Consider the following 26,550-nt stretch of genomic DNA (forward strand, 5'->3'; position numbering starts at 1 on the left):
GCCCCCATGCTCCAGACCTGTTCGCCAAAACCCTTGATGTGACGTGCCCATGTCGCCACCCTGTTACCTGGTGCCCACCCCACGGAAACCTGGCACCGCCACGATGGCCGGGCCCCACGGGTCACCCGTCCAAGGTCCCCCCACATCAAGGGAGTTCGCATGTCTGGTGTCTACGCGCGTCGCATAGCCGTCGTCGCCGCATCCGCCGCCTTCGCCGCAACCACCGGCCTGCTCACCGCCCCCACCGCCCAGGCGGCCATGCCCACCCCGGTCTCCGCTTCGACCGCCCGCACCTACCTCAGCGAGCTGACCGTCGCCGCGGAGGGCTCGTCGACCGGCTACAGCCGCGACAAGTTCCCGCACTGGATCACCCAGTCGGGCGCCTGCAACACCCGCGAGGCCGTCCTGGAGCGCGACGGCACCAACGTGACCCAGAACTCCAGCTGCGCCGCCGTCAGCGGCACTTGGTACTCGGAGTACGACGGCGCGACCTGGACCGCCGCATCCGATCTGGACATCGATCACATGGTTCCGCTCGCCGAGGCCTGGCGCTCGGGCGCCAGCAGCTGGACGACCGCCGAGCGCCAGGCGTACGCCAACGACCTGACGCGCCCGCAGCTCATCGCGGTCACGGACAACGTCAACCAGGCCAAGGGCGACAAGGACCCGGCCAAGTGGATGCCCTCGCGCACCGCGTACCAGTGCACGTACGTACGGGCCTGGGTGCACGTGAAGCACTACTACGACCTGACCGTCGACCCGGCCGAGAAGAGCGCCCTGCAGTCCGTCCTGAACAACTGCTGATCCCCGCAACGGACTTGGGGTCCCGAGCCCCCACACACTCGCTCCACACCGTACGGAGCCGTGCATGGCGCACGGCTCCGTACCCATGTGCACGGGCCGGCGCAGGAGCGGCACCTCGCCACCACTCCGCCCCCTGACCCCACCCCGAAATCATCGGCATGTTTTCGGCCGAGTACGGCCGCTCACGGCCGACACCCGCACGGCCCGCGCGCCCGACAGGAACGACAGTCGGCACCCGACGCCGGGAAGGCCCACCGGGCCCGCGAGGAGACCCCGGCCGACCCCGGTCCGTACGGCCGTCTCCCGATCGCCACCTCGCCGCCGCGACTCCTGCCGCCATTGGTCCACCACGCGGAGCGATGGGACGTGACGCCGCACCCACCCCCGGGCCGGGCGACGCCCCCGAGTCCCACACCGCACGGCCGACCTGCTCACCCGCGCACAACGCGCTCCCCGGTCCGCCCAGGGCCGGCTTCCCGCCCCGGCCCGAGCCGGGCAGGGCGGCGGCGAGTGGTTCAGCAACCAGCTCACACCCCTACCCCGCGCGGCCGGAAAGCTGCGCCGCCATTGGTTCAGGCCACGGTGACCAAGGGAGGTTCGCAGATGAAGAGGGTGCCGGGCCGAAATCCGACCACCACCCGTAGGGCGATTTTCAGCCCGGTCGACAGAATGTTGAACTTGCAAGCATTGGTGAGGTTTCCCTAATCTGAGGCACTCAATCGGTTCACGTCCCCACAGACCGAAGGAGCCCTCCCCCCATGCAGACACGCTTGAATCAGGCTCAGCCCTACGCACTCGGCCTCTTCCGGATCGTCATCGGCCTGTTCTTCGCCTGCCACGGCGCCGCCTCGCTCTTCGGCGTCCTCGGCGGCGCGATGAACGGCGGCTCCATACCCGCCGGCACCTGGCCCGGCTGGTACGCGGCGGTCATCCAGTTCGTCGGCGGCATCCTCGTGATGCTCGGACTCGGCACCCGTATCGCCGCCCTGATCTGCTCCGGCTCCATGGCCTACGCGTACTTCAAGGTCCACCAGCCCGAGGCGCTGTTCCCGTTGCAGAACGGCGGTGAGCCCTCGGCCGTCTTCTGCTGGGCGTTCCTCCTGCTGGTGTTCACCGGCCCAGGCGCACTGGCCCTGGACCGGCTGTTCAGCCGGAGTGGCGCGGAGCGCGACAAGGACCGCGCAGCCGAGCCGGCACCGCCCGTGACGGTCTGATCCGTACGCGACCGCTCCCCCGTTCCCGGACCGCTCCCGGACCGCTCCCAGCGGGCCGACGCGGGCCGTTCCTCACGTACATCCGGGCATGCGCCCGGAACCGAGGCTTCCCATTTCCGGGTGTACGTGAGGTTCCCAACATCGCTCGTATTTGTGGATCACCGGACGAACGCCAGGCGTACGCTGTACAGCTGACCCTGCCGCTCCTGCCGCTCCCCTGCGACGTCGCGGCGTTGTTCCGAATCGGGGAGTAGTAGGTGCTTGAGAGTATGGGCGCGCTGACCGGCAGCCCATGGATCTACGCCGTGGTCGCCCTTTCGGTGCTCCTGGACGTCTTTCTGCCCCTGCTGCCCAGCGGGGTCCTGGTGATCACCGCTGCCACGGCTGCCGCCGCCGGTTCGACGACCGTCGCGGGCGCCGGCGCCGCCGGGCAGGTGCCCGAGGTCCCCTCACTGCTCGCCCTGATCCTCTGCGCGGCCACCGCCTCGGTGCTCGGCGACCTCGTCGCGTACCGGCTGGCCTGGCGCGGCGGGGAACGTCTGGACCGGGCCATCGCCCGCTCCCGCCGCCTCACCTCCGCACAGGAAAGCCTCGGCGCCGCCCTCGCCCGGGGCGGCGGCATCCTCGTCATCATCGCCCGCTTCGCCCCGGCCGGGCGCTCGGTGGTCTCCCTGGGCGCCGGCGCCGCGCATCGCAAGGTCAAGGAATTCCTGCCCTGGTCGGCCCTGGCGGGCGTGGCCTGGGCCGGCTACAGCGTGGGCCTCGGCTACTTCGGCGGCCAGTGGCTCGGCGCGACGTGGGTGGCCACGGCCGTCTCGGTCCTCGCCCTGTTCGTGGCAGGCGCCCTGGCCGCGTACCTCGTGCGCCGCCCGGCGGCGGAAGCGGCCGCCACGGCATCGGCGAGCGCGACGGCCACTACGGCGTCCTGACCGCGCCCCGGATCTCCAGCCCGTCCAGAAGTCTGACGGTCGCCTCCGTGATCTCGTCGACGGCCCGGTCGAACACCTCCTGGTTGTGCGCGGCCGGAGCGCGGAAGCCGGACACCTTGCGCACGAACTGCAGGGCGGCGGCCCGGATCTCCTCCTCGGTGGCCTCTTCGGGAATGGCGGGCGGACGAAGGGTCTTGATGCTGCGGCACATGTCTCCAGTGTGAACCGCACCACTGACAACCGCCCCGCCTCCGCCCGGTCCGGCCGCCCTCGCCCTCCTCACCGAGTCCGTTCGACGGCGGGGATCGCGTACGTCCCGTCGAGCATTCCGGCTCCCGGCGCGCAGAGCCTGAGCACGAGCCGGAAGTCCCCGTCGGGCGCGGACAGCCGGTTCGCGTCCGCCGATTCCGCCGCGTCCGGCCACACCCGCCCGATGCGGACAGCCGGCGAACCGTCCTCCTCCCCGTACACCGGACCGCGACCCACCAGGGCCTGGCCGATCCGCTGACCGGCCAGGTCGTACACGGCCAGGGACCAACCCGCCCCGACCGGCGGTGGGCCCTCGAAGCGCAGCACGTAGGAGTGGGCCCCGTTCAGCCGCTCGCCCCCGGCGTCGCTGAGGGTGTGGGCGTACACCGCCTCGTAACCGTGCACGCCCCACAGCGAGCCCCGCGCCGCCACCGCCCTGGTCCGGTAGGACGCCTCCCGGTCGGCGATCCGCCACTGAGGGGAGTCGATGGTTCCGACGCCGTAGTGGTCGAGGTTGTAGTCGAAGAGATGCGGATCCAGCACCCACCCCCCGCGCGCAGCCGCGGCCCGGCTCGCCTCCTCCACCCACGCCCTCCCCCGCGCCAGCCCCCCGGTCAGCGCTCGTACGAGGGCGGGGTCGGCGCGGGTGTACGGCGAGGGCCCCTCCTCCAGCAGCCCCAGCGGCTGGAACCGGTCCTGGTACGCCTGGTCGGGCGCGGACGGCGGGAAGTCGGCCATCCACACCCTGAGCCGCTCGAAGAACCGCAGCGCCTCCGGTACGTCGGGGTCGGGCGCGGGCAGTCCCGTACGGTGCGTGCCCGGTTCGACGTACGTGACGCCCGGCTGCTCCCGGAGCGCGCGGCCCCGCTCGGGGTCTTCGGAGTCGGAGGAGTCGGCGCAGATATTGCGCCCGATGACGGAGACGACGGAGGTGGGTGCGTCGACGACCCCGAGCACACCGTCGGGCACGCTGCCCGCCCAGCCCGGGGGAACGACGAGCCAGTCCCCGGCCCGGGCGCCGGCGGCTCGTCGCCCGACGTACGCGAAGCTATTGGTCCAGGCATCGACGAACTGGAACACGCAGTACGCACCGTCCGCTCCGTCCGTGCCGGGAAGGCGCAGCAGCACCGGTCCACCGGAGAGATCGAGTTGGACGACGGAACGGACGGTGTCGTCGGCGGACATGAACGGCATGTCCGCCGACGACGGCCGACCCGCGTGCGCGAAGTGGTTGAAAGGCGTGGGCGGCAGCGAACCGAAGCCCGTGTGCATGAAGCCCTCGACCACCGACAGGTCACGGACCAGCGGATACCCGTAGACGTACGCCTCGACGGCAAGAGCGGCGAGTTCCACCTCAACCTCCGGCCATGGGCACCGTCCCCGCTCAGATGAACGCCTTCGATTCGCCCGTGCACAGGGCCCAGATCACGAACCCGTCGATGGCGACGGAGACGAGCGCCCAGACCGGCTGGTACGGCAGCCAGATGAAGTTGATGATCAGGTTGATCGCGGCTATCACCACACCCGTGGCACGGGCCCAGTCGGCGCCCTTGAGGATGCCCCAGCCGACGACTCCGAGCACGATGCCGAGAACGAGGTGGATCCACCCCCAGGAGGTCACATCGAACTTGAAGGTGTAGTTCCTGACGTGCGCGTACACGTCGTCGGAGGCGATGCCGGAGATGCCCTTGATCACTCCGAGGACACCGTCGACGAGCAGCAGGACACCGGCGAACATGATCCCGCCGGCTGCCCAGGGGTTGACGTCTCCCTGGCCGGCGGAACCTGCCGGGACCGGACCGGGCGCGGGCGCTGAGTGTGCCATCGAAACTCCTTGGCCGGAACGGGACTGCGGACAGAACCGACCTTGCGTGGCGCTCTCCCGTGCGACCACTCGGACGCGCCCATCCGGGTGATGCCGCGGACGGCGGCGCACGGTGGGCTTGCGCCTGACCGGACACCGCCTCCGCATCAGCCGCTACGACGAAGGAAGCCGCGTCACCTTCGCGACCTTGCAGGTCATCTTGCCCGGGACCTTGCCCAGCCCCTGGGCCTTCTGCACCGACTTCTGCCCCGCCGCCAGGTCGGTGGCCGTCGCCAGCCCCGAGGCCCGGCGCGTACCGTCGCCGTCCACGAACTCCACGGACACGATGTAGGACGCCTGGGTGTCGGAGTGGTTCACGACCTCCACGTCCGCGTCCGGCCACTCGGTCAGCGAATCCACCTCGCACCGGGTGATCCGCACATCGCCCTCGGCGTCCGTACCTTCGAGAGCCGGCAGCTCGGTGGGCGCGTCGGAGGCCCCGCCCGTCGCGGGCGCCTCGCTCTTCGCGGACTCCCCCGCCGACGGCCTCGACTTGGCCGTGGACGACGAGCCGCCCCCGCTCGTCACGGCGATCAGCACACCGACCGCCAGCAGAAGGACCACCCCGCCGATCACGGACAAGGTGACGATCAGCCCGGTACGGGACTTCTGCGGCGGCTGGGGGTAGCCGTACGCCCCGGGGGCGGGCTGCGGCCACTGCGCATACGGCGACGGCGGCTGCTGGGGCTGCTGACCGGGCTGGGGCTCCTGGCCGGGCTGGGGCGGCGGATAGCCGTACGACATGTATCCCCCCTGGGATGGTGCTGACGTGAACAAGACACGTTACGGCGACCCCTGGCTTGACTCTCCCGCAGGGGGAGGCTTGAGGGTTACGGAGCTGATGCGGCCGGGACGGCCCGAACCTAAACTGGCGGAGGCCCGAAAACCCCAGGTGAGGGAGGCAGGTCATGGCCAAACGAGGAAACAAGCGCCGCGCCCGCAAGAAGAAGAACGCCAACCACGGCAAGCGCCCCAACGCCTGAACGGTGCCCTGGGAAGCACCCATGCCTCCCAGGGCACCGAAAGACAGCGCGCAGCGCCTCGCAGAAAAGAGCCGACCGCGTCCAGAGCGAGACGCCAGGGGTACCCCTCCGGCCGACGCTCGCCCGGCTGGTTCGGCCCAAAGCCGCCCTCCCCGTACAGCACCGTCACCCCGGCGTGCCGCAGCGTCTCCGAGGACCGGTCGAACTGCGGATGCTGCACACAGGCTGCGTTCACGCACGGCATCGTCACCGTAGGACGAGGAACGATGCTCAACGCGCGGTAGTCGTATCCGTCCTGCTTGAAGCCGGGGGCAGAGAACCGCCGCGACCGTTGGTGTCCGCTGACGTCGATGTCAGCCTGCCCCTCGATGCCTGTGGTCGGTCGTATTGCTCGTTCGGGTGCGTATCTCGTGCAGGTTCTGGCCCGGATGTCCAGGCTTGGACGCACGATGTGTCTCCTCGTGAAGGTGAAAGAACATGCCGACGTACGTCACCTTGCTGAGCTGGACCGATCAAGGGGTCCGAAACTACAAGGACACCGCAAAGCGCTCCGAGGCCTTCGGGTCAGCGGTACAGAAGCTCGGGGCGAAGCTCCTGAGCATCTACTGGACCGTCGGACCGTACGACCTCGTGGCCGTCGTCGAGGCGCCCGACGACGAAACTGCCACGGCAGCACTCCTGCAGCTCGGCGGGGTGGGCAACGTCCGTTCCACGACCCTGCGGGCCTTCGGCCCGGAGGAGATGGAGCGCATCGTCGCCAAGGCGGCCGGCTGACGACCCACGTCGTCCAGGACACCCGACGCGAGGCCGTGAGTCACCTCGACCGCATGCTGAAGCGGCAGCGCCCCGACCGTGAGCATCTGCACCCGTTGATGTTCAGAAGTAGATGTCAAAGGCCCCCGACCATGATCGGTCGGGGGCCTTCGCACTGGTGGGCGCGGACGGTTTCGAACCGCCGACATCTGCTTTGTAAGTTCGACCGTCGCGCCTCTACCAGGAGCGGACTGCTGCTCACCCCTGCCACGGCAAGCCGCATGCGACCGCGGTCATCCGCCGCCGTTGATGTCAGCTGTGGATGTCAGACCGCCCTGACATCCTGCCCCCGTGAGAATGACATGGGCCGAATTCTGGGCGCTGATAGACACCTTGAACGGCGAAGCAAACCAAGCAAGCTGCCAACGCCTCGCCAAGGAGCTGAGTCGCCGCCCTATCCCTGACATCATCGGCTTCGCCGAACGCCATGCCGAGGCGCTCTACCGCTTGGACCAGGAGAAGTTCGGCACCCTTCCCGTCGCTGACCTGACGGACCGGGATGGCAGCCCCTTCCCTCAGTCGGCCGACCAGTTCCTGTACACGCGTTGCGCTGTTGTCGCTGCGGGTCAGACCGTCTGGGAGGGCGTCTTTTTCGACGTCGACAAGTTCGCCCCTTACGCCTCGACCGAGTACGACGGTGAATGGTTGCTGTACGTACCGGATCAGGCGTACGAGTTGGCCACGGGCGAGGAGTGGGACCGCCCGACCCGTTACTGCTTCGAGACCTTCTCGAACAGGGACGGCTGGCCGCACCTGCGGGACTGAAGCGATCTACCGTCCAGTCGGAATCTCGTAGACGATCTCGCACAGAGCCGCAGGAACGATGATGTCCGCGGTCTCCACAGGCCGCCCCTGGTCGCTGTAGTACGTCCGCCGGATGTGAGTGACAAGAGCGGCCTGCTGGATACCGAGCAGCGATGCCTCCTCCGCGGTCGCCCGCCGCGGCTCCGGCTGCTCGACGGCGTGGCTCACCGTGATGCCGATCTCGGCCATGCGGTTCACGACACCGGCCCCGGCGTGCGGCCCACCCTCGGGCAGAACGACAAGTGAGCCGGCGGTGAGGTCGTACGGCTCCCAACTCGTCGACAACTGCACCGGCCTGCCATCGGCCAGGAACTCATACGCGGTCCGGACGCACAGGTCACCTTCGGTGATACCGAGGCGCGTCGCGATCTCAACCGGAGCCGGAACCTTGGCCTCGGTCCGGCTCTCCCAGTCCCCGTACTTGCCCACAGCCTTCATGTCCGCACGGAACGGGGAATCGTCGCGCTGCTCGCGCGCCGAGGAGCGGACCACCCGGACGCGCCGACGAGGTTCGGCGACATAGGTGCCGGAACCCGCGCGGCCTTCCAGAATGCCCTGAGAGATCAGCAGCTCCTGAGCCCGGCGAACCACATTCTCGCCGACGCCACACTCCCGGGCGATCTGGGCGCGTGAGGGCAGCCGGTCCCCCGGCCTCCACTCGTGCTCCGCGATCCGTTGCCGAAGGACGTCCGCGATGCGGAGATAAGGCGGCTGCTCAGGCATATGGAAAATCTAGTCCACTAGCCCTAATCTGGTTAACCAGCTTCACGTAATGTGATCACTTGGCGACGGAGACACCTGTGCCCTCTTCCAAACTGAGCGCCGATGACATCGCCGCCCGGTTGTCCGCCGCCGGTCTCACCACACGCGTGGAACAGCACGCCCAACACACATCGATCGAAGCGGAGGTGCCGGACACCTTCCCCGCCGAGTCATGGCGGGAGGTCTTGGAAGTGGTGGCAGAGGCCGATCGATTCGGGCTTCTTGCCAGCAACGTGAACGGCCGCACCTTATGGGCCGCCGTACACAAAGCGGCCCCCGCGACGGGCGACGTCCGGGGACCTGGCCATCAGCGATAGGAGCTGATCAGCGTGTTCAACCGTATCCGCCGTGCCGTCTCACGCACCAGTGAGCGGTACCTCCCGAAGGGCCGGCACCGCTGCCCCTCAACGCCTGTCCGATCCACGGTCGTTCACCTCGGACACTCCGACTGGCCCACGCTGTTCATGGGGCAGCACCGAGTCCGCATGGACGTTCTCGCAGGCGAAGAGACCGCGCTCGTCCGCCCGTACGTGCTGGCCAGCGAGGAACGTACGAAACGGCGCTCGACAGCCGTACCTCACGATCCCTTCGCGCACACCTGGTTCGCACCGGCGGAGGCCCTCTGATGCCTCCTCGTCAGCAACCACGTGTGACGCGCGCGAAAGCCGATCCCTACAGGTCGAGCTCGTGCCTGATCGGCACACACCGCGAGTGCGCGCACTCCTCCCCCGCCGTGGCACCGGTCGGCGTCCCCGTGATCTACGAGGCATGCAACTGCCCCTGCCACCCGGCGGTCGCTCCCATCGCACCGAGGGAGGTGGCCCAGTGAGGAGATGGGCACCCAGCGGCGCGCTGGCCGCCAACGTCGAGATCACCTCGGCCAGCGTGCAGCGTGGCGACGTCATCCAGATCGGCGGTCAGCCGTGCCGCGTGGCCGACCTCTTCCAACTGCCCGGTGAGGCAAAGCGACTTCTTTTCGAGTCGGGCGAACTGCTGACCATGCACTCCCGGACCCGGCTCGTCGCCCTGCGGATGCTGAGAAGGCGGTGATCCAATCCGTGGCTTCCCGCCGTCACGTCATCGCCGACGACCTTCGGAAACAGATTTCGACCGGCCGAATCAAGGCCGGCGAACGCCTCCCTTCCGAGGCCCAACTCGCCTCCCACTACACGGTCAGCACGCCGACGCTGCGGAACGCCCTCGCAATCCTCCAGGGCGAAGGGCTCGTCGAGAAGATTCACGGCAGGGGAAACTTCGTCTGTCACCCCCTCCGCAGAATCACGTACGTAGGCGGTGGCCGCACGCCCGACGCGCAGACCACGGCCGATGCGGCTCTGCGCGTCAGTGTCCGCACCACCAATCTCCGGGCGCGAGGACATCTGACCGCTCTGCTGAGGGTGTCGGCGCACAGCCCACTGACCGAACTCCTCTGCCTCAGCCACGAGGGGAAATCACCGCACAGCCTGGCCCGTATCTACGTCCCTCGCGACCTGGCGCCGGCCGACCTGCCCTGCGAGTCGCTTTGGTGCGAGGGGGTGGAGGCGCGGCTGGCAGAGCTCCGCCCGCCACTGGCCAAGGTTCGAGAGAAGGTCAGCGCACGCTTCCCGACACCAGAAGAAGCAATAACCCTTCGGATCAGCACGACCCTAGCCGTTCTCGCGATCACCCGCGTGGCGACCGGCACCACTGGACGCGTGGTCGAGGCGGCGCTCCTGGTACTCCCCGGCGACCGCGCCGATGCCGTCTTCACCAACCACACGATGCCCGAAGAGAGGGGGACGGAAGGGTGACGGCCCACAACGAGCTGCGGCTCCTCCCATGGTCGGGACCCGAGGGCAAGCCCTGCTTTCTGAGTACCGACGACAGCAGCGGCCACCTGTCCCGCCTGGCTGACAACACCGAAGCGGTGCAGCTCGGCATGGCGACCAAGCTCCTGGAGCAAGCGTCAGAAATCCTCGGCGAAGAGGAGGCGGAGCCGGAAGAACTACGGCTCCTGGCGACAGACCTGACCGGAGCCCTGCGGGACGTACTCCGTGTAGCAACAAGCCGCGGTCACCGCCTGCCGGTACCAGATCTCGCCGCACGCGAAGGAGGCAACGAGGGCCCTCAACTGCCAGCGGCCGCCTTCGGTTAGCGCACATCCAAGCAGAGAAGCCCCAGACCCAGCCTGGGGCTTCCCTGCTGACATCCGGTCAAGCCCGACAATGCGACCATGTTTGCGCTCGACACATGCAGCTCCGGAGGGCCCTTGACACCCGAGGAACGCAGCACGCCATGGGCTCACCCGTGGTAGATCAGACAGATCCAGCCCGCAGCTGGTCCACAGCCTGCCGAGCACCGAGTTAAAGGTTCGGCCACCGTCGATCCCGGTCAGTGAAGGCGTCGCGACGCTGCCCCGATTCACCTAAGTTTGGCGTGGTTCACGGTCGTTGATGTCAGCTCCGGAAGAGCTCCAGGACCGGGCAGACCTCCAGCGGAGCGCTCGGCTGATCGACTCACTTCCACCACAGGTTCCGTCCGGAGCACAGCCACAGCACGCGGCACGACCGCTCGCCGTCGTCGCCCGTCCCGAGCCGGCGAAGCCGCAGGCCTTCATCGGCTGCTCGCGCACAGGGCAGGTGGGAAGGTCACCCACCATGCGGCGCAAATATCACGGAAGTCCATCCGAGACGTACTGACCTTCGACATGAGAGCCTCTCGTGCCAGATTTTCCTTCCTGTTAGCTCTAGGGTTGCAGTGGTCGATCGCTGTATTCTGTTCGGTGAGCCCATTTTTTAACGAGAGAATAGAGGGTGTCGAGTGGCGATCGGCATGACAGCCCGGAAGGCGTTGTGGGCGCGTTCTGCGAATTATTGCGCATTCCCTGATTGTGGACTGCAACTCACGGTTGACCTCCTCGATGGGGGTTCCGGCACTCTGCATGCTGCGGGGATTCCAGTGGGCGAGGAAGCTCACATCGTTTCCGGGAGCCCCAATGGACCGCGTGGCGGCGACGATTACCCCCGCGAAAAGATCGACTCGTATGGGAACTTGATCCTCCTGTGCCCAACCCATCATCGCCTGATCGACAAAGAAGGTGGCGTGGCGTACACCGCCGATCAGCTGCGGAAAATGAAGTCCGATCACGAAGCTTTCTGGGCGAGTCGAAAGACAGTGGCGGACAAGCGTTTCGAAGAGGTCGAGGTGAGAACCGCGGCCCTCGTTGAGACATGGTGCACCCAGGCCGATCTTCAACACTGGGAATCCTTTACATGGAAGTTGAATGCTCCGGTCGCACGCTTCAAGCATTCGGAAGTGGATGCCCTGTATGAGCAGGCCAAGTGGGTGCTTGCGAGAGTCTGGCCCGATGCGTATCCGAGGCTGCGTTGCGCCTTCGCTAATTATGGAGTCACACTCAAAGATCTTGTCAATCACATCAGGATGCACATGAACACCCCTCCGGGGAGGTCTGGCTACGTTGAAGTGCCGCGCCCCTGGAATCATGCAACAAATGGCGAGGTCGATTTCGTCAAAGCTCAGCAGGATTTCAATTTTGCCGTAGATGTACTATGTGAGATTTCCCTTGAATTGACCAAGGCTGCGAATTACATCTGCGACACTGTGCGCTCCGAATTGGACCCTCTATTTCGCTTCGATGAAGGTGTCCTGATTCATCGAGTTGGCGATGGCGTCTTCTCTGACAACTCGTCAAGGGAAGAGTACACCCCTGAGCAACGCAATAGTAATCAACTCTACCCGGGAATAGATGAATTGAAGGGTCGGGTTCGTCAGCAGGGTGGGTCTTCAGGGTAGACGGGGTCGCAGACGAGGTTGGTGGAGCGGCTTTGGCCGGTGTCCTGCCCGGGCTGGGGTCGAGCGTGATCAGGGGGCCGTACGCTGGTTGGCAACTCGGTCAGGTCTTCGGGTCTGACCGCAATGTGATCGAGTGGCCCCCTGGTCTTGTTCGACGCGGGCCCCTGACCGGGGAGGTGGCTAAAGCCGTGGAGCCAACCGCCCCAGCCACAGAGGGTGTCTCCCACTTCTATGCCCGCAGCCGCGAGCGCGCCGCCGGGCGCGGCCAGCCGGGGCGCAGACAGGAGGCAGGCCGCGCCGCAGAGGCGGCGCACGCCCGCGCCGTGCGCGGGCCTTGATGAAGTAGAGAAACTCTTACCGCACTGCGCGCCTTGGTCACTCAGAGAGCGATCGCCTTGTAGGCCATTGCCCGGTCGACGACCTTCTCGGCCATCAGGTCCGGGGCAGAGCTCCAGAAGATGTAATCGCTGATGTGGGGGCAAGCCAGGCAGCGCTGCAGGGCGTCCAGGATGTCGTCCATCTCCGCCTCGGTGGCGGTGTCGGCTTCCATGAGGCGCTGTACGAGAGGGATCACCTTCTCTCGGCTCATCCTCCGTACGCGGTCCACGCTCACCCAGCCGCGACCAGCCGGCGCCCATCGTGGCTGCGGACATGCGGGCCTGCCCCGTCCAACGCGTCCAGGAGGCGGATCGCGTAGACCTCAGCCATGCGCTCCTCGACCTCTGTGGGCGTGAGCCAGTCGACCGCTGTCGACTCGTCCGATGTCCGCTCGGCTCCGCCCGACGGCTTGCAGCGGAAAACCAGGGCGACGATGCCTCGTGTCGTGTTCTTGTAGACGCCGCTCAGCTCGTCAACCTCGACGCGGATGCCGGTCTCCTCCAGGACCTCGCGGACGACGCCCGCTTCCGGTGCCTCAGTGAGTTCGAGGACCCCGCCAGGAAGTTCCCAAGTCCCGTTGTCGGCTCGACGGATCGCCAGGAAGGAGGCCTGATGGCCACAACGATGTTCTCGAAGGCTTTCTGGGCGGCCACGGCGGAGCGCACCGTACGGACCGCGGCACAGACCCTGATCGCGACGCTAGGTCTCGATACCGCGGGCGTCCTCGATGTCGACTGGGGGCAGGGGCTCTCGCTGACCGGGAGTGCTGCGTTCCTGGCGGTGCTGACCGCGATCAGTGCGTCCGGCGCCGGGGGGGCGGCCCGGGGCTCACCGAGACCGTTCGGGAGCGGCAGTGACCCCACAGCCGGGAAACGACCGGGTGGCCGTCGAACTCGCGGAGTTGCGCGGTGAGATCTGGACGGCCTTTGCCGAGTTGAACGGCAGGCTCGACCTCGCATTGCAGCGGACTGAGGCAACCGAGTCCGACATCAGCGCCCTGGAGGGCCGGGTGGCGTCCCTGGAGCGTAAGCAGTGGCCGCTTCCTACGATCGGGGTACTTGCCGGGGCGGCCGGCGCCACTACCGGAGCACTCGCGCTCCTGCGATGACGCCATCGGGATGCCCTGGTCTCTTCGGGCCGCACCACCCTCCGCCGCTCCTGACACCGCCTCCTCCCGCGTTGTGCTGGAGGAGGCAGTTTCTTATGCCCGAGGTCAACCGTTGTCGTCCTCGGCCGGGTGCCGGACGGCCCGCTTCAGCGCGGCCTCGACCTCGTACCGGGACTGCCCAGTCGCCTCGGCGTGCGCAGTGATCGCCGCCTGCACCGCCGCTGCGGTCTCCACCGTCAGTGCATTGACCTGCTGCTCAGCCCACGCCGCTCATTCCAGCTCGATCAGCTCGTCGTTCAGTTCGATTGCCACATGGCCGGATACTAGCGGCTGATTGTTGTCGCCTGATGACGCCGCACGGCACGCATAGGATGCGGCCATGATTCGCGCAGTGGTGTTCGATGTCGGTGAGTGTCTGGTGGACGAGACCCGCGAGTACGGCACCTGGGCCGACTGGCTCGGCGTACCGCGGCACACGTTCGCCTCCATGTTCGGCGCCGTGATCGCACAGGGGCGGGACTACCGAGAGGTCTTCCAAGAGTTCCAGCCGGGCTTCGACCTCTACGAGCAGCGCCAGGCCCGCGCAGATGCTGGCCAGCCCGAGATTTTCGACGAGACCGACCTCTACCCGGATGTCCGCCCGACCCTCGCACAGCTCCGGGCCGACGGTCTGTGGCTCGGCATCGCGGGCAACCAGACCGTCCGCGCCGGCGGCATCCTTCGGTCGCTGTTCTCCGACGACGTCGACCTGATCGGCACGTCGGACGACTGGGGCGCCAGCAAGCCCGACCCCGCGTTCTTCGTCCGAGTTGCCGAAGTCGTCCCGCATGAGCCCGGCGAAATCTTGTACGTCGGCGACCGCGTCGACAACGACCTGCGCCCGGCGGTGGCTGCTGGGATGCACACCGCGTTGATCCATCGCGGGCCCTGGGGAACCATCCAGTGGAACACCGCCGAGGCGCGCGACTTGCCTACGTTCCGCATCGAGTCCCTGGCCGAACTGACGCCGGCCATCGCGAAGTTCAACGAGCGAGCGCGCTCACAGTCGTAGCCCACCCGTACAGCCGCTCGTCCAGGTCCCGCACGCATTGGTCGTGCTGGTGCGGGGCCAGGGCGCGGCGCACCTCACGCACCCGGTCCATACCCATGGCGTACCAGGTGATCTCAAGCTGGTCGAGCGCCCGGCACGCGTACTCGCACGCCTGCTCAGGGTTTCCGGCTGCCGCCTCAACCGCAGCGAGATCGCCGTAGATCACTGTGCGCTGCTTGTCTTCGGTACGGGGCAGGTCGTCGAGCACACCGAGGAGAGTGGTGCGCGCCTGCGGAAGGTGCCCCGCCTTCAGCTGCGTGTTCCCCTTGAACGCGGCGAGCCGGACGGCGGTGAACCAGTCGAGCCAGGCCGGACTCATGTGCTCGGTACCTGCTGCGAGGACATCCTCGGCGTGCCCGATCAGGTGCAGGGCTGTCCGCACGTTCCCGCATCGGGTCTCGCACTCGGCCTCGACAGCGTCAAGCCAGGCCAGCAGGTCGGCGGAAGCGGGGCCGCGGCGGGCGTAGGTCCGGGCGGCCACCATGCGCTCCACCGCCGCGTCCCGCTCGCCCGCCCAGGCTGGGATGAACGCGGTGTGCGCGAGGATCGCGCTGCCGATCAGCGGATCGTCGGCTTGGCCGGCCGCCTGGAGCGCGAGCAGGAGCGTCTTCGCCGCCCGGTCGCCGTCACGGAGGTCGAAGAACTCGATTCGTCCGGCCAGGAGGTACGACTCGGCCAGTGCCGCGGCGACGGTGCGGCGGGTCTGCCCAGCCGTCTCGGTCAGCAGCGCGCACCCGAGAGTGGCGTGGGCGACAGCCGCAGGGTGCAGGGTCGCGGGGGCAACCGACCAGTACAGGTGCCGGTGCGACCGGGTCACCGCCTCAAAGTCTGCTGCAACGGACGTGGGCTGCATGGCAGTTGCGGCCTGCATCGGCACAGCCGCCAGTCCGACAGCGGCCACGGAGGCACCGACCAGTGAGCGCCGCACGGGGTCGGGCCGGTCGCGGCCAGCCGGAGGGGTGAACCCGAGCGATTCCATGTCCTGCCCAAGCAGCTCGGTGAGAGCCTGCTGGAGGTCGGGGTGAGGCCACGGCGGGTTCTCGGACTCCCAGCGCCGGACCTGCCGGACACCGACTCCGAGGGCGGTAGCCAGCTCTTGCTGGGAACGGTAGCCCGCGGCATGACGGGCTGACCTGAGACGGATGTTGCTTGCGGGCTGCGACATGCGGGGCCTCCATGACGGCATCTCAAGTCAGTGTCACAGCAGGTCCTTTCGGTGGCTAGTCGTCACCCGTACGACGGCATGAAAGTCCTCTTTGATGCCGCAAAAAGACCTCTGGAAGTCCTCGATACGTATCCCTGTGAGGGCCAGTCTTGGCGCACTGCCCAGCACGGTGCCCCGAGGAGCCGCAGCGATGAGCCCACCCAGCAGCATCCGCACCATCAGAGCGTGCCGCCTCGAAAGGGCCGGCCAAACATGGGCCGCGATCCGCGTGCCCCGCAGCGTCGGCCTCGATGCACTCGCCATCCTCGGTGGCCGATCCGGAGCCGTTCTTGAAGACCCGCTCAGCGCCGCCCTGTACTGGTTCATTCCGCCGGGTACCGCCGCCGATTGGGACGTGGCTGGTACCCGCGTGCTTGAGGAGGATGCCCATTTGGTCATTCCGCCGGTTAGGCGTACGCAGGGTCCTGGTCCGCATTGGCGGGTGTGCCCTGCCGATGAGACGTGGACGACGGAGGCCGCTGCTCTACGGGCCGCGCTTGAAGATGCGGCCGGTCCCCGAGGGGCGGTGCGATGACCGCCTCCGCTCCGAGCCAGGCCTCGGCGCCCGACGCCGAGTACCGCACGCTGCTCGGCCACACCTTGAACTGTGCGGCCTGCCGGGCTGGGTCGGCCTGCCCCACGGTGGTACGGCTCGGCCGCGCGTGGCGGGAGACCCGCGGCCCGGCGCGGGAGGCCCGCGGCCCGGCGCGGGAGGCCCGCCGATGAGGGACGAGGCGTCAGACATCATCCCCTGCTACTGCTGGGACGTGCACCCGCAGACGAGTGCCCGGTGCACGCGGGAGCCGGGGCACCGGGGCGACCACCACGACCCGTATGCCCGGCCGTCGTGGGACCGCCCCGGCACGTCGTGGCCTGCCGAGTCGGCGGCGAGCAGCCGTCCCTGATCTCCCGTCCGCGGCTGCATCCGCCGGCCAGCCGCGGGCGGGCCCAACCGCCCCGGCCAGCCGTACCCCGTCGGCTGGCTGGGGCTTACTCCTCGCGCACAAGGTCAGCGAGCGGGACGCCAATCGCGTCGGCGACGCGGATCAGGGTGTCGATGCGTGCCGCGGCGTGGCCTTGCTCGATGCGGTTGTACGGGCCGAGCGTGATGCCAGCCCGAAGTGCGACCTCCTCCTGGGAGAGGTTCGCCCAGAGGCGGGCGGCGCGGATCTGGTCGCCGATGGCCCGGCGCCGAGCATGAACGCGTTCGGGCGGCATGGGCTGGTGGTGCACGTGCCCACGCTCGCCGGAGCATGATCGTTTTGTCTTTACGGTCAACCGTAAAATGAGTGATCAAGCTCTCGCGGGGGTATGACCTCCGCTTCTACTTGCGCATCGGCGTTCGCGCGTCCGCCGGATGGCGCCGGATGACGCCACGACTCAGTCAAGGCGTCCCGCCCCGCACCCATATCTGAGTGCGGGGCGGCTACCGTGTTGGCACAAGAAGACCCCCACCGGTCTGTGCGGTGGGGGTCTTCTGTTCTGCGGCCCTGGCCTCCCCGCCGGGGGCGCGCAGGTGGTGGGAGGCGCGCGTCAGGCGCACGCGGGGAGGCACACCTGCCCCTCCCATGCGCCGTACTTTACGCGGTCAGCACCCCCACTCCACCTCCTCGAACGAGTAATGAGGGCCGCTCACCTTTTGGGGATGTGGACTCTATGTGGACTCTAGGAACGAGAAGACCCCCCAGCCGATCATGGTTGGGGGGCCGAAAACAGGCTCTCACCTGCTATTTATCCTCGGTGGGCGCGGACGGTTTCGAACCGCCGACATCTGCTTTGTAAGAGCAGCGCTCTACCCCTGAGCTACGCACCCGTGGATGAGGCAACAGCGTACATGGACTACGGCCCGTGGTCACAAACGATCCCCGGCGGCAGCGGACGGGGCGCCGGTCGGCGAGGGTACGGCGGGGTAGAAAGGGCCCGTGCGGGGGTTATCCCCACCCCGCGTACGGTAGCCGTCCGGATTCCGGCGGGGCGGGCGCATACGTACGGTGAAGGTCGCAGCATCGGGAGCATCCGCCGTACGACCTGGGGGAAAGATCATCGTGGCAGTCCGTACCCGCACTCTCATCGCGTCCGGTGGGGCCGTGCTTCTGGCTCTTGTTCTTTCCGGTTGTGGCAGTACGGATGTGAGCGGCGCGCCTGCCGAGCACAAGTCGTTCGCGTTCAGCGGGAAGACGCTGACCATCCGTTCCGGGCAGTCCTCGCTGGAACTCGTGCCGGCCGATGTGCAGAAGGTCGAGGTGACCCGCCGTGTCGATGGGTGGGTGGCGTTCGGGAACGGGCCCGAGCCGCAGTGGGGGATGCAGGACGACACGCTCACGCTCGGGGTGAAGTGCGATGCGTTGATCAGCAACTGTGCCGCGGAGCATCAGGTGAAGGTGCCGCGCGGGGTGGCGGTGGTCGTGGAGGGGGACGACGGGGAGGTCGTCGCTTCCGGCTTCCGTACGCCGCTCACGCTCACCGCCGACAACGGCAGGGTGACCGTCCGGGATTCCACCGGGCCGCTCGAGCTGGCCAGTGACAACGGGGCCATCGTCGCCGAGGGGGTCTCGGGCAAGTCCGTGTCGGCGCGGTCGGACAACGGCAGCATCCGGCTGGGGTTCGCGGCGGTGCCGGATCTCGTGGACACCGTGAGCGACAACGGGGGGATCACCATCGATCTGCCGGGCGGCTCCGTGGCGTACGCGGTGGACGCCGCCGCCGACAACGGGCACACCTCGGTGGACGTGCCGCGCAGCGACGGCAGCAGTCATGTGGTGAAGGCCCGGAGCGACAACGGCCAAATCAAGGTCCGAAGCGCGAACTAACCGGCCCGTGTGTTCGTCCTTACCTGGTGGGAGAATGTACCGGGCAGGGCGAATCGGCACGGGAGAGGGATGTGACGGCGACACACGCGCGGCCGCGGGCGAGAGCGGGTGGGAGTTCCGCCGTCAGGGATGTCGTCGTGCTGATGCTGTTGCCGGTGCCGCTGCTCGCCGCCGCGTTGCCCGCCGCTTTCGCGGGTGGTGGTACGAGGCGCTGGTTCGGCGGGCGCGGGGAGAGTCAGCGCGCCGAGGCGCAGGCCGCGAAGGATGCCGCCGCGTCGGCCTTCTACGAGCTGGACACGGCCCAGCGCGATCTGCGGATCTCGATCGAGACGATCACCGCGGTGGACAGCTCGCCCGCCGCACGCAAGGCCGTGGACGACTTCGCCGCCCTGGGGCGGCGGATCGACGAGGTCAGTCACACGTACATCACCGCGGTCGACGCGCACGACCTGGACCGGGACGATCTGGAGCCGTCGGTCGCCGCCCGCGCGCGGTCGGAGCTGGCCACGGCCAAGGACGAGCTGGTACGGGTCAAGGCCGAGCTGGACCGGTTCGCGCAGGGGCTCGGTCCGCTGCTGGGCAGCGCGGAGACGCAGCTCGCCCGGCTCGCGCCCGCCGTGGAGCGGGCCCGGCAGGCGCTGCTCGGCGCGAGCAACGCTCTCGACGCGGTACGCGCGTCCGGGCTGCGGGCGGATGCTCTTGCCGCCCGGCTGGCGGCCCTCGCCCCCGAGCTGACCAAGCTCAACCAGGGCGCCGGCCGGCACGGCGTCACCGAGACCCTGCAGCGTGCCGACCGGGTGCTGCGCGATGCCGAGGCGGTGCGGTCCGAGGCGGACAAGCTGCCCGAGCGCGCCGCCGAGATCGACCACCGGCTGGTGTCATTGCGCACGCGCGCCCAGGCGTTGACGACCCGGGCGGGCTCGGTGGAGCCGGTGCTGAGCGAGTTGCGGCGGCGCTTCTCCGCGGTGTGCTGGCAGGATCTCCAGCCCGTGCCCGAGCAGGCGGCCGTCAATGTGCGGCAGGCCGAGGAGAAGCTGAAGGAGGCCGCCCAGGCCCGGGACGAGCAGCGGTGGGCCGATGCGACATCCCGGCTGAGCACGGTCCGCGCCCTGCTGAACGCCACGGACGAGGCGGTGTCCGCGGCCGGTGACCGGCTGCACCGGCTGGACGATGTGGCCAAGGACCCGCAGCAGGAGATCCAGCGGACCCGGTTCGCGGTCCGCGACGCGCAGCGCCTGGCCATGGACGGCCGCAGCACGCCCGATCCGCGCCATGCCCGTCCGCTGGACGATGCCGTGGCCCGGCTGGACCTCGCCGTCGCCGCGCTCGACGGGCGTCACCCCGACTACTGGCGCTTCCTGACCGAGACCGAGGCGGTGCGGCGGACGGCCGCGCGGGTGGTCTCCGAGATCCGTGAGGAGCGCGGGGCGGGCGCCTGAGCCGTACCGGCTGCGCGCCATGATCTCCCGGGGTTCTGGTGTGCGGTGACATCGCCTCGGGCGGATCCTGGTAGTACGTGCGAAGGAGGCCGACATGGCCACCCATGTACTGCATGCCGGCGGACGAGGGACGCCGCGCCGCCGCAAGGCCACACAACTCGACAAGCATCTGCCGGTCGATCACCGGCTGAACAGCGTCTACCGGGTCGGGGCAGGGCTGATGGGTCTGGTGCTGCTCGCCTTCGGTGTCCTGGGGCTGATCAACAAGATCGGCTTCTTCAGCACCGGCGGAGCCACCGTCGCGGGCCTCAACACCAATGGTGCGCTGAGCGTCCTGTCCATCTGTGTCGGCCTGCTCCTGTTCATCGGGATGCTGATCGGCGGCAACTTCGCCTCGACGCTCAACATGATTCTGGGCATCGCCTTCATCCTCAGCGGCTTCGTCAATCTCGCGTTGCTGGAGACCGATTACAACTTCCTCGCCTTCCGCATCCAGAACGTGCTGTTCAGCTTTGTGGTCGGTCTGATGCTGATGGTCTTCGGGATGTACGGAAGGGTCAGTGGCGGCCTTCCGCACGACAATCCGTACTGGCGGGCCCGCCACCCCGAAGAAGCGGCGCGGGAGATGCGGCTGAGCCGGCGGGCGACCACGCCGCCGATGCCGGTCGTCCGGCGCAGTCCCTGAGCCCTCGGTCGCGGTTAGCCTGGGGCCATGCCTCGTTACGAATTCCGCTGCCGCTCCTGCGGAGACACGTTCGAACTCAGCCGCCCGATGGCTCAGTCCTCCGACCCGGCCTCCTGCCCCGCCGGGCACTCCGACACCGTGAAGCTGCTCTCCACCGTGGCCGTCGGCGGGTCGTCCGCCAAGTCCGCGCCCGCCGCCCCGTCGGCCGGTGGCGGAGGCGGGGGCGGAGGCGGGGGCGGCTGCTGCGGAGGGGGTTGCTGCGGCTGAGGAGCGGGTGGCCCCGGGCCACCGGGGCCGCTACCGCTTGCGGGAGAGCGTCAGGCCGTCGGACACGGTCAGCAGCACGCTGTCCATCCGCGGATCGGCGGCCACATGGTCGTTGAACTCCTTGATCGCCGCCGCTCCGCCGGTCGCCTGCGGGTCGGTCACCCCGCCGTGGAAGAGCACGTTGTCCGTGACGACGAGACCGCCCTGCCGCATCCGGGGCACCAGCTCCTCCCAGTACGGGATGTAGTTGCCCTTGTCCGCGTCCAGGTAGGCGAGATCGATGTGCGGCTCGGCCGGCATCGCCCGCAGGGTGTCGAGCGCGGGGGCGATACGGAGCTCGATCCGGTCCGCGACGCCCGCCTTCTCCCAGGCCTCCCGGCCGTAGGCGGTCCACTCCTCCGAGATGTCGCAGGCGATCAGCCGCCCGTCGGCGGGCAGTGCCTGCGCCATCGACAGGGCGGAGAACCCGGTGAACGTCCCGACCTCCACGATGTGCCGGGCCCCGGTCAGCCGGACGAGGAAGGCGAGCAGCGGTCCCTGCTCCTCGGCCGACTGCATGCCGGCGTGCTCGGGGAGGCGCGCGTACGTGGTCTCCACGAGCTCGCGCTGCACCGCGTCGAGCGGTGGATTGTGCGCCAGCATGTACGCGTACAGCTCGTCCGTGATCTTGGTTTCGTTGCCCTTGGTCATCCTGCGCTCCTCACAGCGTCGATCGGCCGGTGCGCCTGCGCCCGGTGTCAGGACGATCTTGCCTCGCCGGCGGCCCGGAGGAGGTGCCGGAGGATCTCCTCGCCCGCCGCCACGCCGTGCGCGACCGTCGCCTCGGCGTGCGGGGCGCTCCAGCCGCTGTCGGCCAGTTCGCCGTGGGCCGGGCGCCAGGCGCGGTCGGCGGCGAGGAGCAGATCGGCGTCCAGGAGGCTGTCACCGGCGGCGAGGGTGAGCGTGGCACCGGTGCGCCGGGCCACCTCCTCCATGGCGGCGCTCTTGGTCAGCGGGCCCGGAACGGCGTAGATCTTGCGGCCCTGGAGGGAGACCGTCCAGCCGCGTGTCCGCGCCCACTCCCCCAGCTCCTCGACCCAGCCCCCGGGCAGCAGCGGGCGTTCCACGACGAGGTAGGCGAAGAGGTCCTCGGCGACCCGTTCCTTGAGCAGCCAGGCGGGGTCGGCCGCGGCCAGGAGGTGGGCGCGGACCTCGGCGAGGGAGGCGCATTCGTCGGCGAGCCTGCGGGCCACCTGCCGCCGCCAGCCGGGGTCGGACTCGCCGTCGACGAGCAGGTGCCCCCCGTTGGCGCAGATCGCGAACCTCGGTGCGGGGCCGGGGAGGTGGATGCGTCCGTACTGTTCGCGGGTGCGGGTGGTGGTCGGGACGAAGACCGTGGTGCGGGCCAGTTCACCGAGCAGCTCCGCGGCCGTCTCCGTCAGGTAGGAGAGCGGCTTGCGGTCGTAGACCTCCACGCACAGCAGCCGGGGGGCCTCGGCGTCCGGCACGGCGAGTCGGAGCGCCGCCGCGGAGTAGATCAGGGTCCGGTCGAGGTCACTGGCGACCAGCGTCACGGGCGCGCCGGCCCCGGCCTCCGTCGGGGCCGCGGGGGTGGTCACTTCGACTCCACCGCCTTGCCGTCCGCGCCCGTCGCGCCCCTGGTGTACTTCGGGTGGATCAGTCCGACGCAGGTGTACGGGAGTCCGTCGGCCTCCTCCACCGGTACGCCCCGCTGCTCGGCCAGCAGCCGGATGTGGTCGAGGTCCGCGCCCGCGCCGCGCTTGGCGAGGATCTTCCACGGGACGCGGCGCAGCAGGACCCGGGTCGTCTCGCCGACGCCCGGCTTGACGAGGTTGACGTCGTGGATGCCGTACTCCTCGCTGATGCGTTCCACGGCGGCCCAGCCCTCCCAGGTGGGTGCGCGGTCGGCCGCGAGCAGCTCCTTGACCTCGGCGTCCACGGCGTCGACGACCTCGCCGAAGTGCGCGGCGACGGTGTCGAGGAAATGGCCGGACACATCGGTGTCCGCGAGCTCCCGGTAGAACTTCGCGCCGTGGAAGTCCTCGGGGCCCACCAGGTCGGAGCGGAGGACGGTACGCGAGATCAGCCCGGAGACGGTGGAGTTGAGGCAGGCGGACGGGATGAGGAAGTCCTCGCGGGTGCCGTACGTGCGGACGCAGCCGCCCGGGTCGGCCAGTACCGCGATCTCGGGGTCGAAGCCCTCGAACCCGGCGAGTGCCGCGGAGAGTTCACGGGTGATCGCGCCCTTGCCGGTCCAGCCGTCGACGAAGACGACGTCCGCCGGGTCGTGGTGGGCGGCCAGCCAGCGCAGGGCGTTGGCGTCGATGCCGCGGCCCCGCACGATGGAGACGGCGTAGTGCGGCAGGTCGATGCCGTGCCGGTGCCTGGCCCAGCGGCGCATGAGTACGCCGACGGGCGTGCCGGCCCTGGCGAGCGAGACCAGGACCGGACGGGGGCCGCGCTCGGCGAGGACCGTCTCGGTGACGGTGCCGACGGCGCGGGCGACGCGGGCGGCCGACAGCTCCAGCGCCGCCTTGAACAGCTCCTGGTACCGGTCGGACGGCTGGTACTCGACGGGCAGCGACTCGGCGTAGTGCGCGCCACCGCTCTGTATCGCCTCCTCGCGCTCCTCGGTGGGCGCCTCCAGCTCGGTGTCCGAGAGGTCCTGGAGCAGCCAGCCGACCTCGTCCGGCGCGTAGGAGGAGAAGGCGGGGCCGCGGAGGGGCTCGGGCAGCATGGGGGGTTCCTGCCGTTCGGGGACATACGTGTGGGGGCGCGACGGGACGTACGAGGGGACGACTGCGAGCAGGACGTGGTCGGTGTGGGCGGCGAGCTGCGTCAACAGGCCGTCGGGGGCGTGGAGTTCGGGGGTGTCGGCGGCGGAGTCGACGGCGAGCACCACGGCGTCGAAACCGGCGCCCGCGACGTTGTACGCGTACCGGTCGCCGGGCCCGTCGGCCGGGTTGTCGTGGGCCGGGAAGACCAGCCGGGTCCGTATCGCGTAGCCCGGGTCGTCCACGGCGAGGACGGGGGAACGCGTGGTGGTGGAGTAGCGCACCTCGGCGTCGGTGCGCTCCTCCAGGGCCGTGCCCAGGCGCAGGGGGGCGTACATCAGCTCCTCGAAGCCGAGGATCAGTACGCGGCGGGCGTCGCCCAGCGCTTCGGCGATGCGGGCGGCCATGGCGGGGAGGGCCGGTTCCAGGATCGCCCGGTGGGCGGGGGTGAAGCCGTGCCGCCCGCCGTCGGGCACACCGGCGGGCCACCGGAGGTCCACCCGGGTGCAGGGCCGGGGGCCGGGGGCGTCGGCCGCTCGCGGACCGGGGGAACCGGCCGCTTCGTGCGCGGCGGAATCCGCGGGCTCCGGCTCGTGCGCGGCGACCAGTGCCTGGCCCTTCTCCAGGACGCCCTCCGGGAGGGTGACCGTGCCCGAGCCGTGCGCCACCAGGTCGACGCGGGCGCCGATCTCCGCGGCGAAGTCGGTCAGCCTTCCCCGGTCGGCCGGGGACCTCATGTCCACCAGGGCGACGATGACGTAACGGCTCCGCGGATACCGCTCGTGCAGTGCGCGGACGGTGTTGAGCACGGTGTTGCCCGTGGAGAACTCGTCGTCCACCAGCACCAGCGGCGCGTCGGCGCCCGCCGGGCCGCGGTCGCCCGCCAGCAGGTCCGGGTCCTCCGGGAGCAGCAGGTGCGAGGTGGCGTGCGAGTGGGACTCCTCGAAGCCGCCCGCCCGCGCCACGCCCTCGACGGGGCGGCGCGTGGAGTGGAGATACGGTGCCGTGCCGAGCCCGTCGGCGACCGCGTGACCGAGGCCGGTGGCCGTCTCCGCGTAACCGAGCACCACGGCCCGGCGCGCCTCGGCGTCACCGAGGAGTTCGCGCACCCGCCGACCGAGCTCGAATCCGGTGCCGTAGACCACGGAGGGCTTCTGCGGCACGTGCTTGCCGAGGACGTTCGACACGAGGAGGTGGGCCCGCTTGGGGTTGCGGCGCAGGGCGAGGCCCAGCAGCTCTCTCAGCTCCCGGACGCCCTCGGGCGTCCCGTCACCGACGAGCTCGACGCCCAGCCGCTCCGCCACCCAGCTGCCCGACCACACCACGTTCGCCGTCTCTTTCTCTTTCACTGTCCCTGCCGGGTGCCCGCTCATTCCGCGAGGCCCGCGGCCAGCAGTTCCACGAAGCCGACGTCCTGCCTGGCCACACCGAAGACCTCGGCCCTCAGCAGGGTCCGCTCGGCCCAGGCGCGGTGCGGCTTCACTTCGTTCATCTTGTTCGTGTACGCGGAACGCATCACGCCGCCGCCGCCGCGCTCCGGCCGCAGGATGTCCTCCGCGTCGCTGAACTCCTCGTGGCTGACCACGGACAGCGCGTGCACGGGCGCGACGTGCGACGGGTGGATGCAGGTCTTGCCGAGCAGGCCGTTGGCCCGGTCGAGCCCGATCTCGCGCAGCAGACCGTCCAGATCGTGCTCGATCAGTGCCGTGCGCAGCTCCTCGGCCCGGCCCTCCAGGAAGGGGCTGCGGCGCAGCTGGGGCTTGAACATGCGCTCCTGGAGCCGGAAGTACTCCCACACCGGGCCGGTGATCGTGAAGCCGGTGCCGTCCGCGCGGCCCAGCACATTGACCACGTCGGCGATCACGGCGCCGACGATCTGTACGTCGTACGCCGTCATGTCGGGTGCCCTGCGCAGTCCGTACGCCGAGCAGAAGTCGGTGACGCCGAGCCGCAGCGCGAGCACCCGCTCGCGGTACTTGTCGACGGTGCGGGCTATTCCCTGGAGCGTTTCCCCGCGGGTCTCCAGGTACAGCAGCTCGGGCGATTCGAGGACGGGCATCGCGAAGAGGCGCCGCCCGCATGCCTTCTCGGCCTTGGTGAGTGCTTCCATGAAGGGCACGCCACGCTCTTCGGTGAACTTCGGAAGTACAAAACCAGACAACATCCGGACAGCGGCGCCGAGCCGGTGCACCAGGTCGGTCATCTGGCCCGGCTCCCGGACCCGGATGAAGAGCAGCGGCACCTCGGCGCCGCGCGCGTCGAGCTCGGCGAACTGTCTGACCAGGTTCTCCTCGGCACCGGCGACCTCGGAGTCGTCGATCGAATCCTCCAGGCACAGCACCATCGAGACGACACCGCGCCCGGCCTGCTTGATGACGTCGTCAGCAAGTCTCGGCCGGGTGGCAGGGCTGTACAGGGTCGCTCCCAGGGCGGCCGAAAGCACGCGGGCCGACGATTCCGGACCGAACTCGCACGGCTCCTGGAAGAACAGACCCTCCCTCGCGGCGGGCGCGATGTGCCCGAAATGACGCATGTAACTCCCCCGAACTGGCAGACCGGCCATGCAACACATGGCCGGTAA

At 69.2% G+C, this 26,550-nt stretch carries 34 protein-coding genes and 1 tRNA gene; 20 read left to right on the plus strand and 15 right to left on the minus strand.

Annotated elements, in window-relative coordinates; genetic code table 11:
• Window positions 1-159: 159 nt before the first annotated feature.
• From BT364_RS02950 to BT364_RS02960, 3 genes are all read left to right on the plus strand, one after another.
• Complete coding sequence (locus BT364_RS02950) at window positions 160-804, plus strand: HNH endonuclease family protein (RefSeq protein WP_072483452.1); 645 nt, start codon at window positions 160-162, stop codon at window positions 802-804.
• A 758-nt stretch (window positions 805-1,562) separates the two neighbouring features.
• Window positions 1,563-2,018 carry a DoxX family protein gene (locus BT364_RS02955; protein WP_072483453.1) on the plus strand — a complete coding sequence of 152 codons (456 nt, stop codon included), beginning with the start codon at window positions 1,563-1,565 and terminating at the stop codon, window positions 2,016-2,018.
• Between the two features lie 269 nt (window positions 2,019-2,287).
• Window positions 2,288-2,947: a DedA family protein gene (locus BT364_RS02960; RefSeq protein WP_072483454.1), complete on the plus strand. Its 660-nt coding sequence runs from the start codon at window positions 2,288-2,290 to the stop codon at window positions 2,945-2,947.
• Here the strand turns inward: BT364_RS02960 and BT364_RS02965 are convergent.
• The 4 genes from BT364_RS02965 to BT364_RS02980 form a co-directional block, all read right to left on the minus strand.
• Window positions 2,934-3,158 (minus strand): DUF2277 domain-containing protein, encoded by a 225-nt coding sequence (locus tag BT364_RS02965; RefSeq protein ID WP_072483455.1) that lies wholly within the window; start codon window positions 3,156-3,158, stop codon window positions 2,934-2,936. The two genes, BT364_RS02960 and BT364_RS02965, sit on opposite strands and share 14 nt — an antisense overlap.
• Before the next feature lie 68 nt (window positions 3,159-3,226).
• Window positions 3,227-4,549, minus strand: coding sequence for a DUF1254 domain-containing protein (locus BT364_RS02970; RefSeq protein ID WP_072483456.1), 1,323 nt, complete (start codon window positions 4,547-4,549; stop codon window positions 3,227-3,229).
• A 31-nt stretch (window positions 4,550-4,580) separates the two neighbouring features.
• On the minus strand, window positions 4,581-5,021 hold the full coding sequence (locus BT364_RS02975) for a DUF7144 family membrane protein (protein ID WP_072483457.1): 441 nt from the start codon (window positions 5,019-5,021) through the stop codon (window positions 4,581-4,583).
• 153 nt (window positions 5,022-5,174) lie between these two features.
• Window positions 5,175-5,804, minus strand: a complete 630-nt coding sequence (locus BT364_RS02980) for a hypothetical protein (RefSeq protein ID WP_072483458.1) — start codon at window positions 5,802-5,804, stop codon at window positions 5,175-5,177.
• 164 nt (window positions 5,805-5,968) lie between these two features.
• Between BT364_RS02980 and BT364_RS44045 the strand changes: the two genes are divergently transcribed.
• The 3 genes from BT364_RS44045 to BT364_RS02995 all read left to right on the plus strand — a co-directional run bounded on the left by BT364_RS44045 (window position 5,969) and on the right by BT364_RS02995 (window position 7,621).
• Window positions 5,969-6,043, plus strand: a complete 75-nt coding sequence (locus tag BT364_RS44045; RefSeq protein ID WP_015034725.1) for a 50S ribosomal protein bL37 — start codon at window positions 5,969-5,971, stop codon at window positions 6,041-6,043.
• 477 nt (window positions 6,044-6,520) lie between these two features.
• The gene (locus tag BT364_RS02990) at window positions 6,521-6,817 is read left to right on the plus strand and encodes a GYD domain-containing protein (RefSeq protein WP_072483459.1); all 297 of its coding nucleotides are present in this window, start codon (window positions 6,521-6,523) and stop codon (window positions 6,815-6,817) included.
• 336 nt (window positions 6,818-7,153) lie between these two features.
• Window positions 7,154-7,621: a DUF4240 domain-containing protein gene (locus BT364_RS02995; protein ID WP_072483460.1), complete on the plus strand. Its 468-nt coding sequence runs from the start codon at window positions 7,154-7,156 to the stop codon at window positions 7,619-7,621.
• Between the two features lie 6 nt (window positions 7,622-7,627).
• Here the strand turns inward: BT364_RS02995 and BT364_RS03000 are convergent, their stop codons facing one another.
• The gene (locus BT364_RS03000; RefSeq protein ID WP_072483461.1) at window positions 7,628-8,383 is read right to left on the minus strand and encodes a GntR family transcriptional regulator; all 756 of its coding nucleotides are present in this window, start codon (window positions 8,381-8,383) and stop codon (window positions 7,628-7,630) included.
• Between the two features lie 77 nt (window positions 8,384-8,460).
• On the opposite strand from BT364_RS03000, the gene BT364_RS03005 reads away from it, so the two are divergent.
• The 6 genes from BT364_RS03005 (at window position 8,461) to BT364_RS39790 (ending at window position 12,214) form a co-directional block, all read left to right on the plus strand.
• Complete coding sequence (locus BT364_RS03005; protein ID WP_072483462.1) at window positions 8,461-8,739, plus strand: hypothetical protein; 279 nt, start codon at window positions 8,461-8,463, stop codon at window positions 8,737-8,739.
• 168 nt (window positions 8,740-8,907) lie between these two features.
• Window positions 8,908-9,048, plus strand: coding sequence for a hypothetical protein (locus BT364_RS42505; protein WP_256259558.1), 141 nt, complete (start codon window positions 8,908-8,910; stop codon window positions 9,046-9,048).
• A 199-nt stretch (window positions 9,049-9,247) separates the two neighbouring features.
• Window positions 9,248-9,472: a hypothetical protein gene (locus BT364_RS38985; RefSeq protein ID WP_079179290.1), complete on the plus strand. Its 225-nt coding sequence runs from the start codon at window positions 9,248-9,250 to the stop codon at window positions 9,470-9,472.
• An 8-nt stretch (window positions 9,473-9,480) separates the two neighbouring features.
• Window positions 9,481-10,212, plus strand: a complete 732-nt coding sequence (locus BT364_RS03025; RefSeq protein ID WP_072483701.1) for a GntR family transcriptional regulator — start codon at window positions 9,481-9,483, stop codon at window positions 10,210-10,212.
• A complete protein-coding gene (locus tag BT364_RS03030; protein ID WP_072483466.1) occupies window positions 10,209-10,556 on the plus strand; it encodes a hypothetical protein in 348 nt (115 codons plus the stop codon). The genes BT364_RS03025 and BT364_RS03030 overlap by 4 nt, the downstream gene beginning before the upstream one ends.
• Window positions 10,557-11,221: 665 nt before the next feature.
• Window positions 11,222-12,214: an HNH endonuclease signature motif containing protein gene (locus tag BT364_RS39790; RefSeq protein WP_107408151.1), complete on the plus strand. Its 993-nt coding sequence runs from the start codon at window positions 11,222-11,224 to the stop codon at window positions 12,212-12,214.
• A 379-nt stretch (window positions 12,215-12,593) separates the two neighbouring features.
• Here BT364_RS39790 and BT364_RS03035 read toward each other — a convergent pair whose 3' ends face one another.
• Both BT364_RS03035 and BT364_RS03040 read right to left on the minus strand, forming a co-directional pair.
• Complete coding sequence (locus BT364_RS03035; protein WP_072483467.1) at window positions 12,594-12,803, minus strand: hypothetical protein; 210 nt, start codon at window positions 12,801-12,803, stop codon at window positions 12,594-12,596.
• A 20-nt stretch (window positions 12,804-12,823) separates the two neighbouring features.
• On the minus strand, window positions 12,824-13,192 hold the full coding sequence (locus BT364_RS03040) for an NUDIX domain-containing protein (protein ID WP_072483468.1): 369 nt from the start codon (window positions 13,190-13,192) through the stop codon (window positions 12,824-12,826).
• Between the two features lie 24 nt (window positions 13,193-13,216).
• Here BT364_RS03040 and BT364_RS44050 point away from each other — a divergent pair, with 24 nt between their 5' ends.
• Together BT364_RS44050 and BT364_RS03050 are read left to right on the plus strand one after the other, a co-directional pair.
• Window positions 13,217-13,504 carry a holin gene (locus tag BT364_RS44050; RefSeq protein WP_079179311.1) on the plus strand — a complete coding sequence of 96 codons (288 nt, stop codon included), beginning with the start codon at window positions 13,217-13,219 and terminating at the stop codon, window positions 13,502-13,504.
• Window positions 13,446-13,700 (plus strand): hypothetical protein, encoded by a 255-nt coding sequence (locus BT364_RS03050; protein ID WP_072483470.1) that lies wholly within the window; start codon window positions 13,446-13,448, stop codon window positions 13,698-13,700. The genes BT364_RS44050 and BT364_RS03050 overlap by 59 nt, the downstream gene beginning before the upstream one ends.
• A 105-nt stretch (window positions 13,701-13,805) precedes the next feature.
• Here the strand turns inward: BT364_RS03050 and BT364_RS42510 are convergent, their stop codons facing one another.
• Window positions 13,806-13,934, minus strand: coding sequence for a hypothetical protein (locus tag BT364_RS42510; protein WP_256259559.1), 129 nt, complete (start codon window positions 13,932-13,934; stop codon window positions 13,806-13,808).
• Window positions 13,935-14,079: 145 nt separating this feature from the next.
• On the opposite strand from BT364_RS42510, the gene BT364_RS03060 reads away from it, so the two are divergent.
• Window positions 14,080-14,751, plus strand: a complete 672-nt coding sequence (locus tag BT364_RS03060; protein WP_072483471.1) for an HAD family hydrolase — start codon at window positions 14,080-14,082, stop codon at window positions 14,749-14,751.
• On the opposite strand, the gene BT364_RS03065 is transcribed toward BT364_RS03060, so the two are convergent.
• Complete coding sequence (locus tag BT364_RS03065; protein WP_072483472.1) at window positions 14,723-15,955, minus strand: helix-turn-helix domain-containing protein; 1,233 nt, start codon at window positions 15,953-15,955, stop codon at window positions 14,723-14,725. The genes BT364_RS03060 and BT364_RS03065 overlap by 29 nt on opposite strands.
• Window positions 15,956-16,525: 570 nt before the next feature.
• Between BT364_RS03065 and BT364_RS40860 the strand changes: the two genes are divergently transcribed.
• Entirely contained in the window at window positions 16,526-16,720 is a 195-nt protein-coding gene (locus BT364_RS40860; RefSeq protein WP_143166445.1) for a hypothetical protein, read from the plus strand.
• Between the two features lie 264 nt (window positions 16,721-16,984).
• Here BT364_RS40860 and BT364_RS03080 read toward each other — a convergent pair whose 3' ends face one another.
• Window positions 16,985-17,212, minus strand: coding sequence for a helix-turn-helix domain-containing protein (locus BT364_RS03080; RefSeq protein WP_072483702.1), 228 nt, complete (start codon window positions 17,210-17,212; stop codon window positions 16,985-16,987).
• A 523-nt stretch (window positions 17,213-17,735) separates the two neighbouring features.
• Window positions 17,736-17,807, minus strand: a tRNA-Val gene (locus BT364_RS03085).
• Window positions 17,808-18,039: 232 nt separating this feature from the next.
• Here BT364_RS03085 and BT364_RS03090 point away from each other — a divergent pair.
• The 4 genes from BT364_RS03090 (at window position 18,040) to BT364_RS03105 (ending at window position 21,195) form a co-directional block, all read left to right on the plus strand.
• Entirely contained in the window at window positions 18,040-18,804 is a 765-nt protein-coding gene (locus BT364_RS03090; RefSeq protein ID WP_072483475.1) for a DUF4097 family beta strand repeat-containing protein, read from the plus strand.
• 71 nt (window positions 18,805-18,875) lie between these two features.
• Window positions 18,876-20,243: a hypothetical protein gene (locus BT364_RS03095; RefSeq protein ID WP_072483476.1), complete on the plus strand. Its 1,368-nt coding sequence runs from the start codon at window positions 18,876-18,878 to the stop codon at window positions 20,241-20,243.
• Window positions 20,244-20,337: 94 nt separating this feature from the next.
• On the plus strand, window positions 20,338-20,928 hold the full coding sequence (locus tag BT364_RS03100) for a DUF4383 domain-containing protein (protein WP_072483477.1): 591 nt from the start codon (window positions 20,338-20,340) through the stop codon (window positions 20,926-20,928).
• Window positions 20,929-20,955: 27 nt separating this feature from the next.
• Entirely contained in the window at window positions 20,956-21,195 is a 240-nt protein-coding gene (locus BT364_RS03105) for an FmdB family zinc ribbon protein (RefSeq protein ID WP_072483478.1), read from the plus strand.
• Between the two features lie 30 nt (window positions 21,196-21,225).
• On the opposite strand, the gene BT364_RS03110 is transcribed toward BT364_RS03105, so the two are convergent.
• From BT364_RS03110 to BT364_RS03125, 4 genes are read right to left on the minus strand one after another with little or no spacing between them, the layout of a single operon-like run.
• Window positions 21,226-21,885, minus strand: coding sequence for an O-methyltransferase (locus BT364_RS03110; protein ID WP_072483479.1), 660 nt, complete (start codon window positions 21,883-21,885; stop codon window positions 21,226-21,228).
• Between the two features lie 47 nt (window positions 21,886-21,932).
• Window positions 21,933-22,793, minus strand: a complete 861-nt coding sequence (locus BT364_RS03115) for an HAD family hydrolase (protein WP_072483480.1) — start codon at window positions 22,791-22,793, stop codon at window positions 21,933-21,935.
• Window positions 22,790-25,342, minus strand: coding sequence for a phosphoribosyltransferase (locus BT364_RS03120; RefSeq protein ID WP_177328006.1), 2,553 nt, complete (start codon window positions 25,340-25,342; stop codon window positions 22,790-22,792). The genes BT364_RS03115 and BT364_RS03120 overlap by 4 nt, the downstream gene beginning before the upstream one ends.
• Entirely contained in the window at window positions 25,339-26,502 is a 1,164-nt protein-coding gene (locus BT364_RS03125; protein WP_072483481.1) for an HpcH/HpaI aldolase/citrate lyase family protein, read from the minus strand. The genes BT364_RS03120 and BT364_RS03125 overlap by 4 nt, the downstream gene beginning before the upstream one ends.
• Window positions 26,503-26,550: the final 48 nt, after the last annotated feature.

Source organism: Streptomyces atratus, assembly GCF_900119365.1.
Lineage (GTDB): Bacteria > Actinomycetota > Actinomycetes > Streptomycetales > Streptomycetaceae > Streptomyces > Streptomyces atratus_B.

Coding starts and splice junctions, on each gene's coding strand:
- BT364_RS03035 (WP_072483467.1), bottom strand. CDS start 12,803: ATGAGCCGAGAGAAGGTGATCCCTCTCGTACAGCGCCTCATGGAAGCC.
- BT364_RS42505 (WP_256259558.1), top strand. CDS start 8,908: ATGGACGTTCTCGCAGGCGAAGAGACCGCGCTCGTCCGCCCGTACGTG.
- BT364_RS02975 (WP_072483457.1), bottom strand. CDS start 5,021: ATGGCACACTCAGCGCCCGCGCCCGGTCCGGTCCCGGCAGGTTCCGCC.
- BT364_RS03060 (WP_072483471.1), top strand. CDS start 14,080: ATGATTCGCGCAGTGGTGTTCGATGTCGGTGAGTGTCTGGTGGACGAG.
- BT364_RS03100 (WP_072483477.1), top strand. CDS start 20,338: ATGGCCACCCATGTACTGCATGCCGGCGGACGAGGGACGCCGCGCCGC.
- BT364_RS02965 (WP_072483455.1), bottom strand. CDS start 3,158: ATGTGCCGCAGCATCAAGACCCTTCGTCCGCCCGCCATTCCCGAAGAG.
- BT364_RS40860 (WP_143166445.1), top strand. CDS start 16,526: ATGACCGCCTCCGCTCCGAGCCAGGCCTCGGCGCCCGACGCCGAGTAC.
- BT364_RS03110 (WP_072483479.1), bottom strand. CDS start 21,885: ATGACCAAGGGCAACGAAACCAAGATCACGGACGAGCTGTACGCGTAC.
- BT364_RS44050 (WP_079179311.1), top strand. CDS start 13,217: ATGTTCTCGAAGGCTTTCTGGGCGGCCACGGCGGAGCGCACCGTACGG.
- BT364_RS02960 (WP_072483454.1), top strand. CDS start 2,288: ATGGGCGCGCTGACCGGCAGCCCATGGATCTACGCCGTGGTCGCCCTT.
- BT364_RS03125 (WP_072483481.1), bottom strand. CDS start 26,502: ATGCGTCATTTCGGGCACATCGCGCCCGCCGCGAGGGAGGGTCTGTTC.
- BT364_RS02980 (WP_072483458.1), bottom strand. CDS start 5,804: ATGTCGTACGGCTATCCGCCGCCCCAGCCCGGCCAGGAGCCCCAGCCC.
- BT364_RS02950 (WP_072483452.1), top strand. CDS start 160: ATGTCTGGTGTCTACGCGCGTCGCATAGCCGTCGTCGCCGCATCCGCC.
- BT364_RS03065 (WP_072483472.1), bottom strand. CDS start 15,955: ATGTCGCAGCCCGCAAGCAACATCCGTCTCAGGTCAGCCCGTCATGCC.
- BT364_RS02955 (WP_072483453.1), top strand. CDS start 1,563: ATGCAGACACGCTTGAATCAGGCTCAGCCCTACGCACTCGGCCTCTTC.
- BT364_RS03080 (WP_072483702.1), bottom strand. CDS start 17,212: ATGCCGCCCGAACGCGTTCATGCTCGGCGCCGGGCCATCGGCGACCAG.
- BT364_RS03000 (WP_072483461.1), bottom strand. CDS start 8,383: ATGCCTGAGCAGCCGCCTTATCTCCGCATCGCGGACGTCCTTCGGCAA.
- BT364_RS03120 (WP_177328006.1), bottom strand. CDS start 25,342: ATGAGCGGGCACCCGGCAGGGACAGTGAAAGAGAAAGAGACGGCGAAC.
- BT364_RS02995 (WP_072483460.1), top strand. CDS start 7,154: ATGACATGGGCCGAATTCTGGGCGCTGATAGACACCTTGAACGGCGAA.
- BT364_RS03105 (WP_072483478.1), top strand. CDS start 20,956: ATGCCTCGTTACGAATTCCGCTGCCGCTCCTGCGGAGACACGTTCGAA.
- BT364_RS02990 (WP_072483459.1), top strand. CDS start 6,521: ATGCCGACGTACGTCACCTTGCTGAGCTGGACCGATCAAGGGGTCCGA.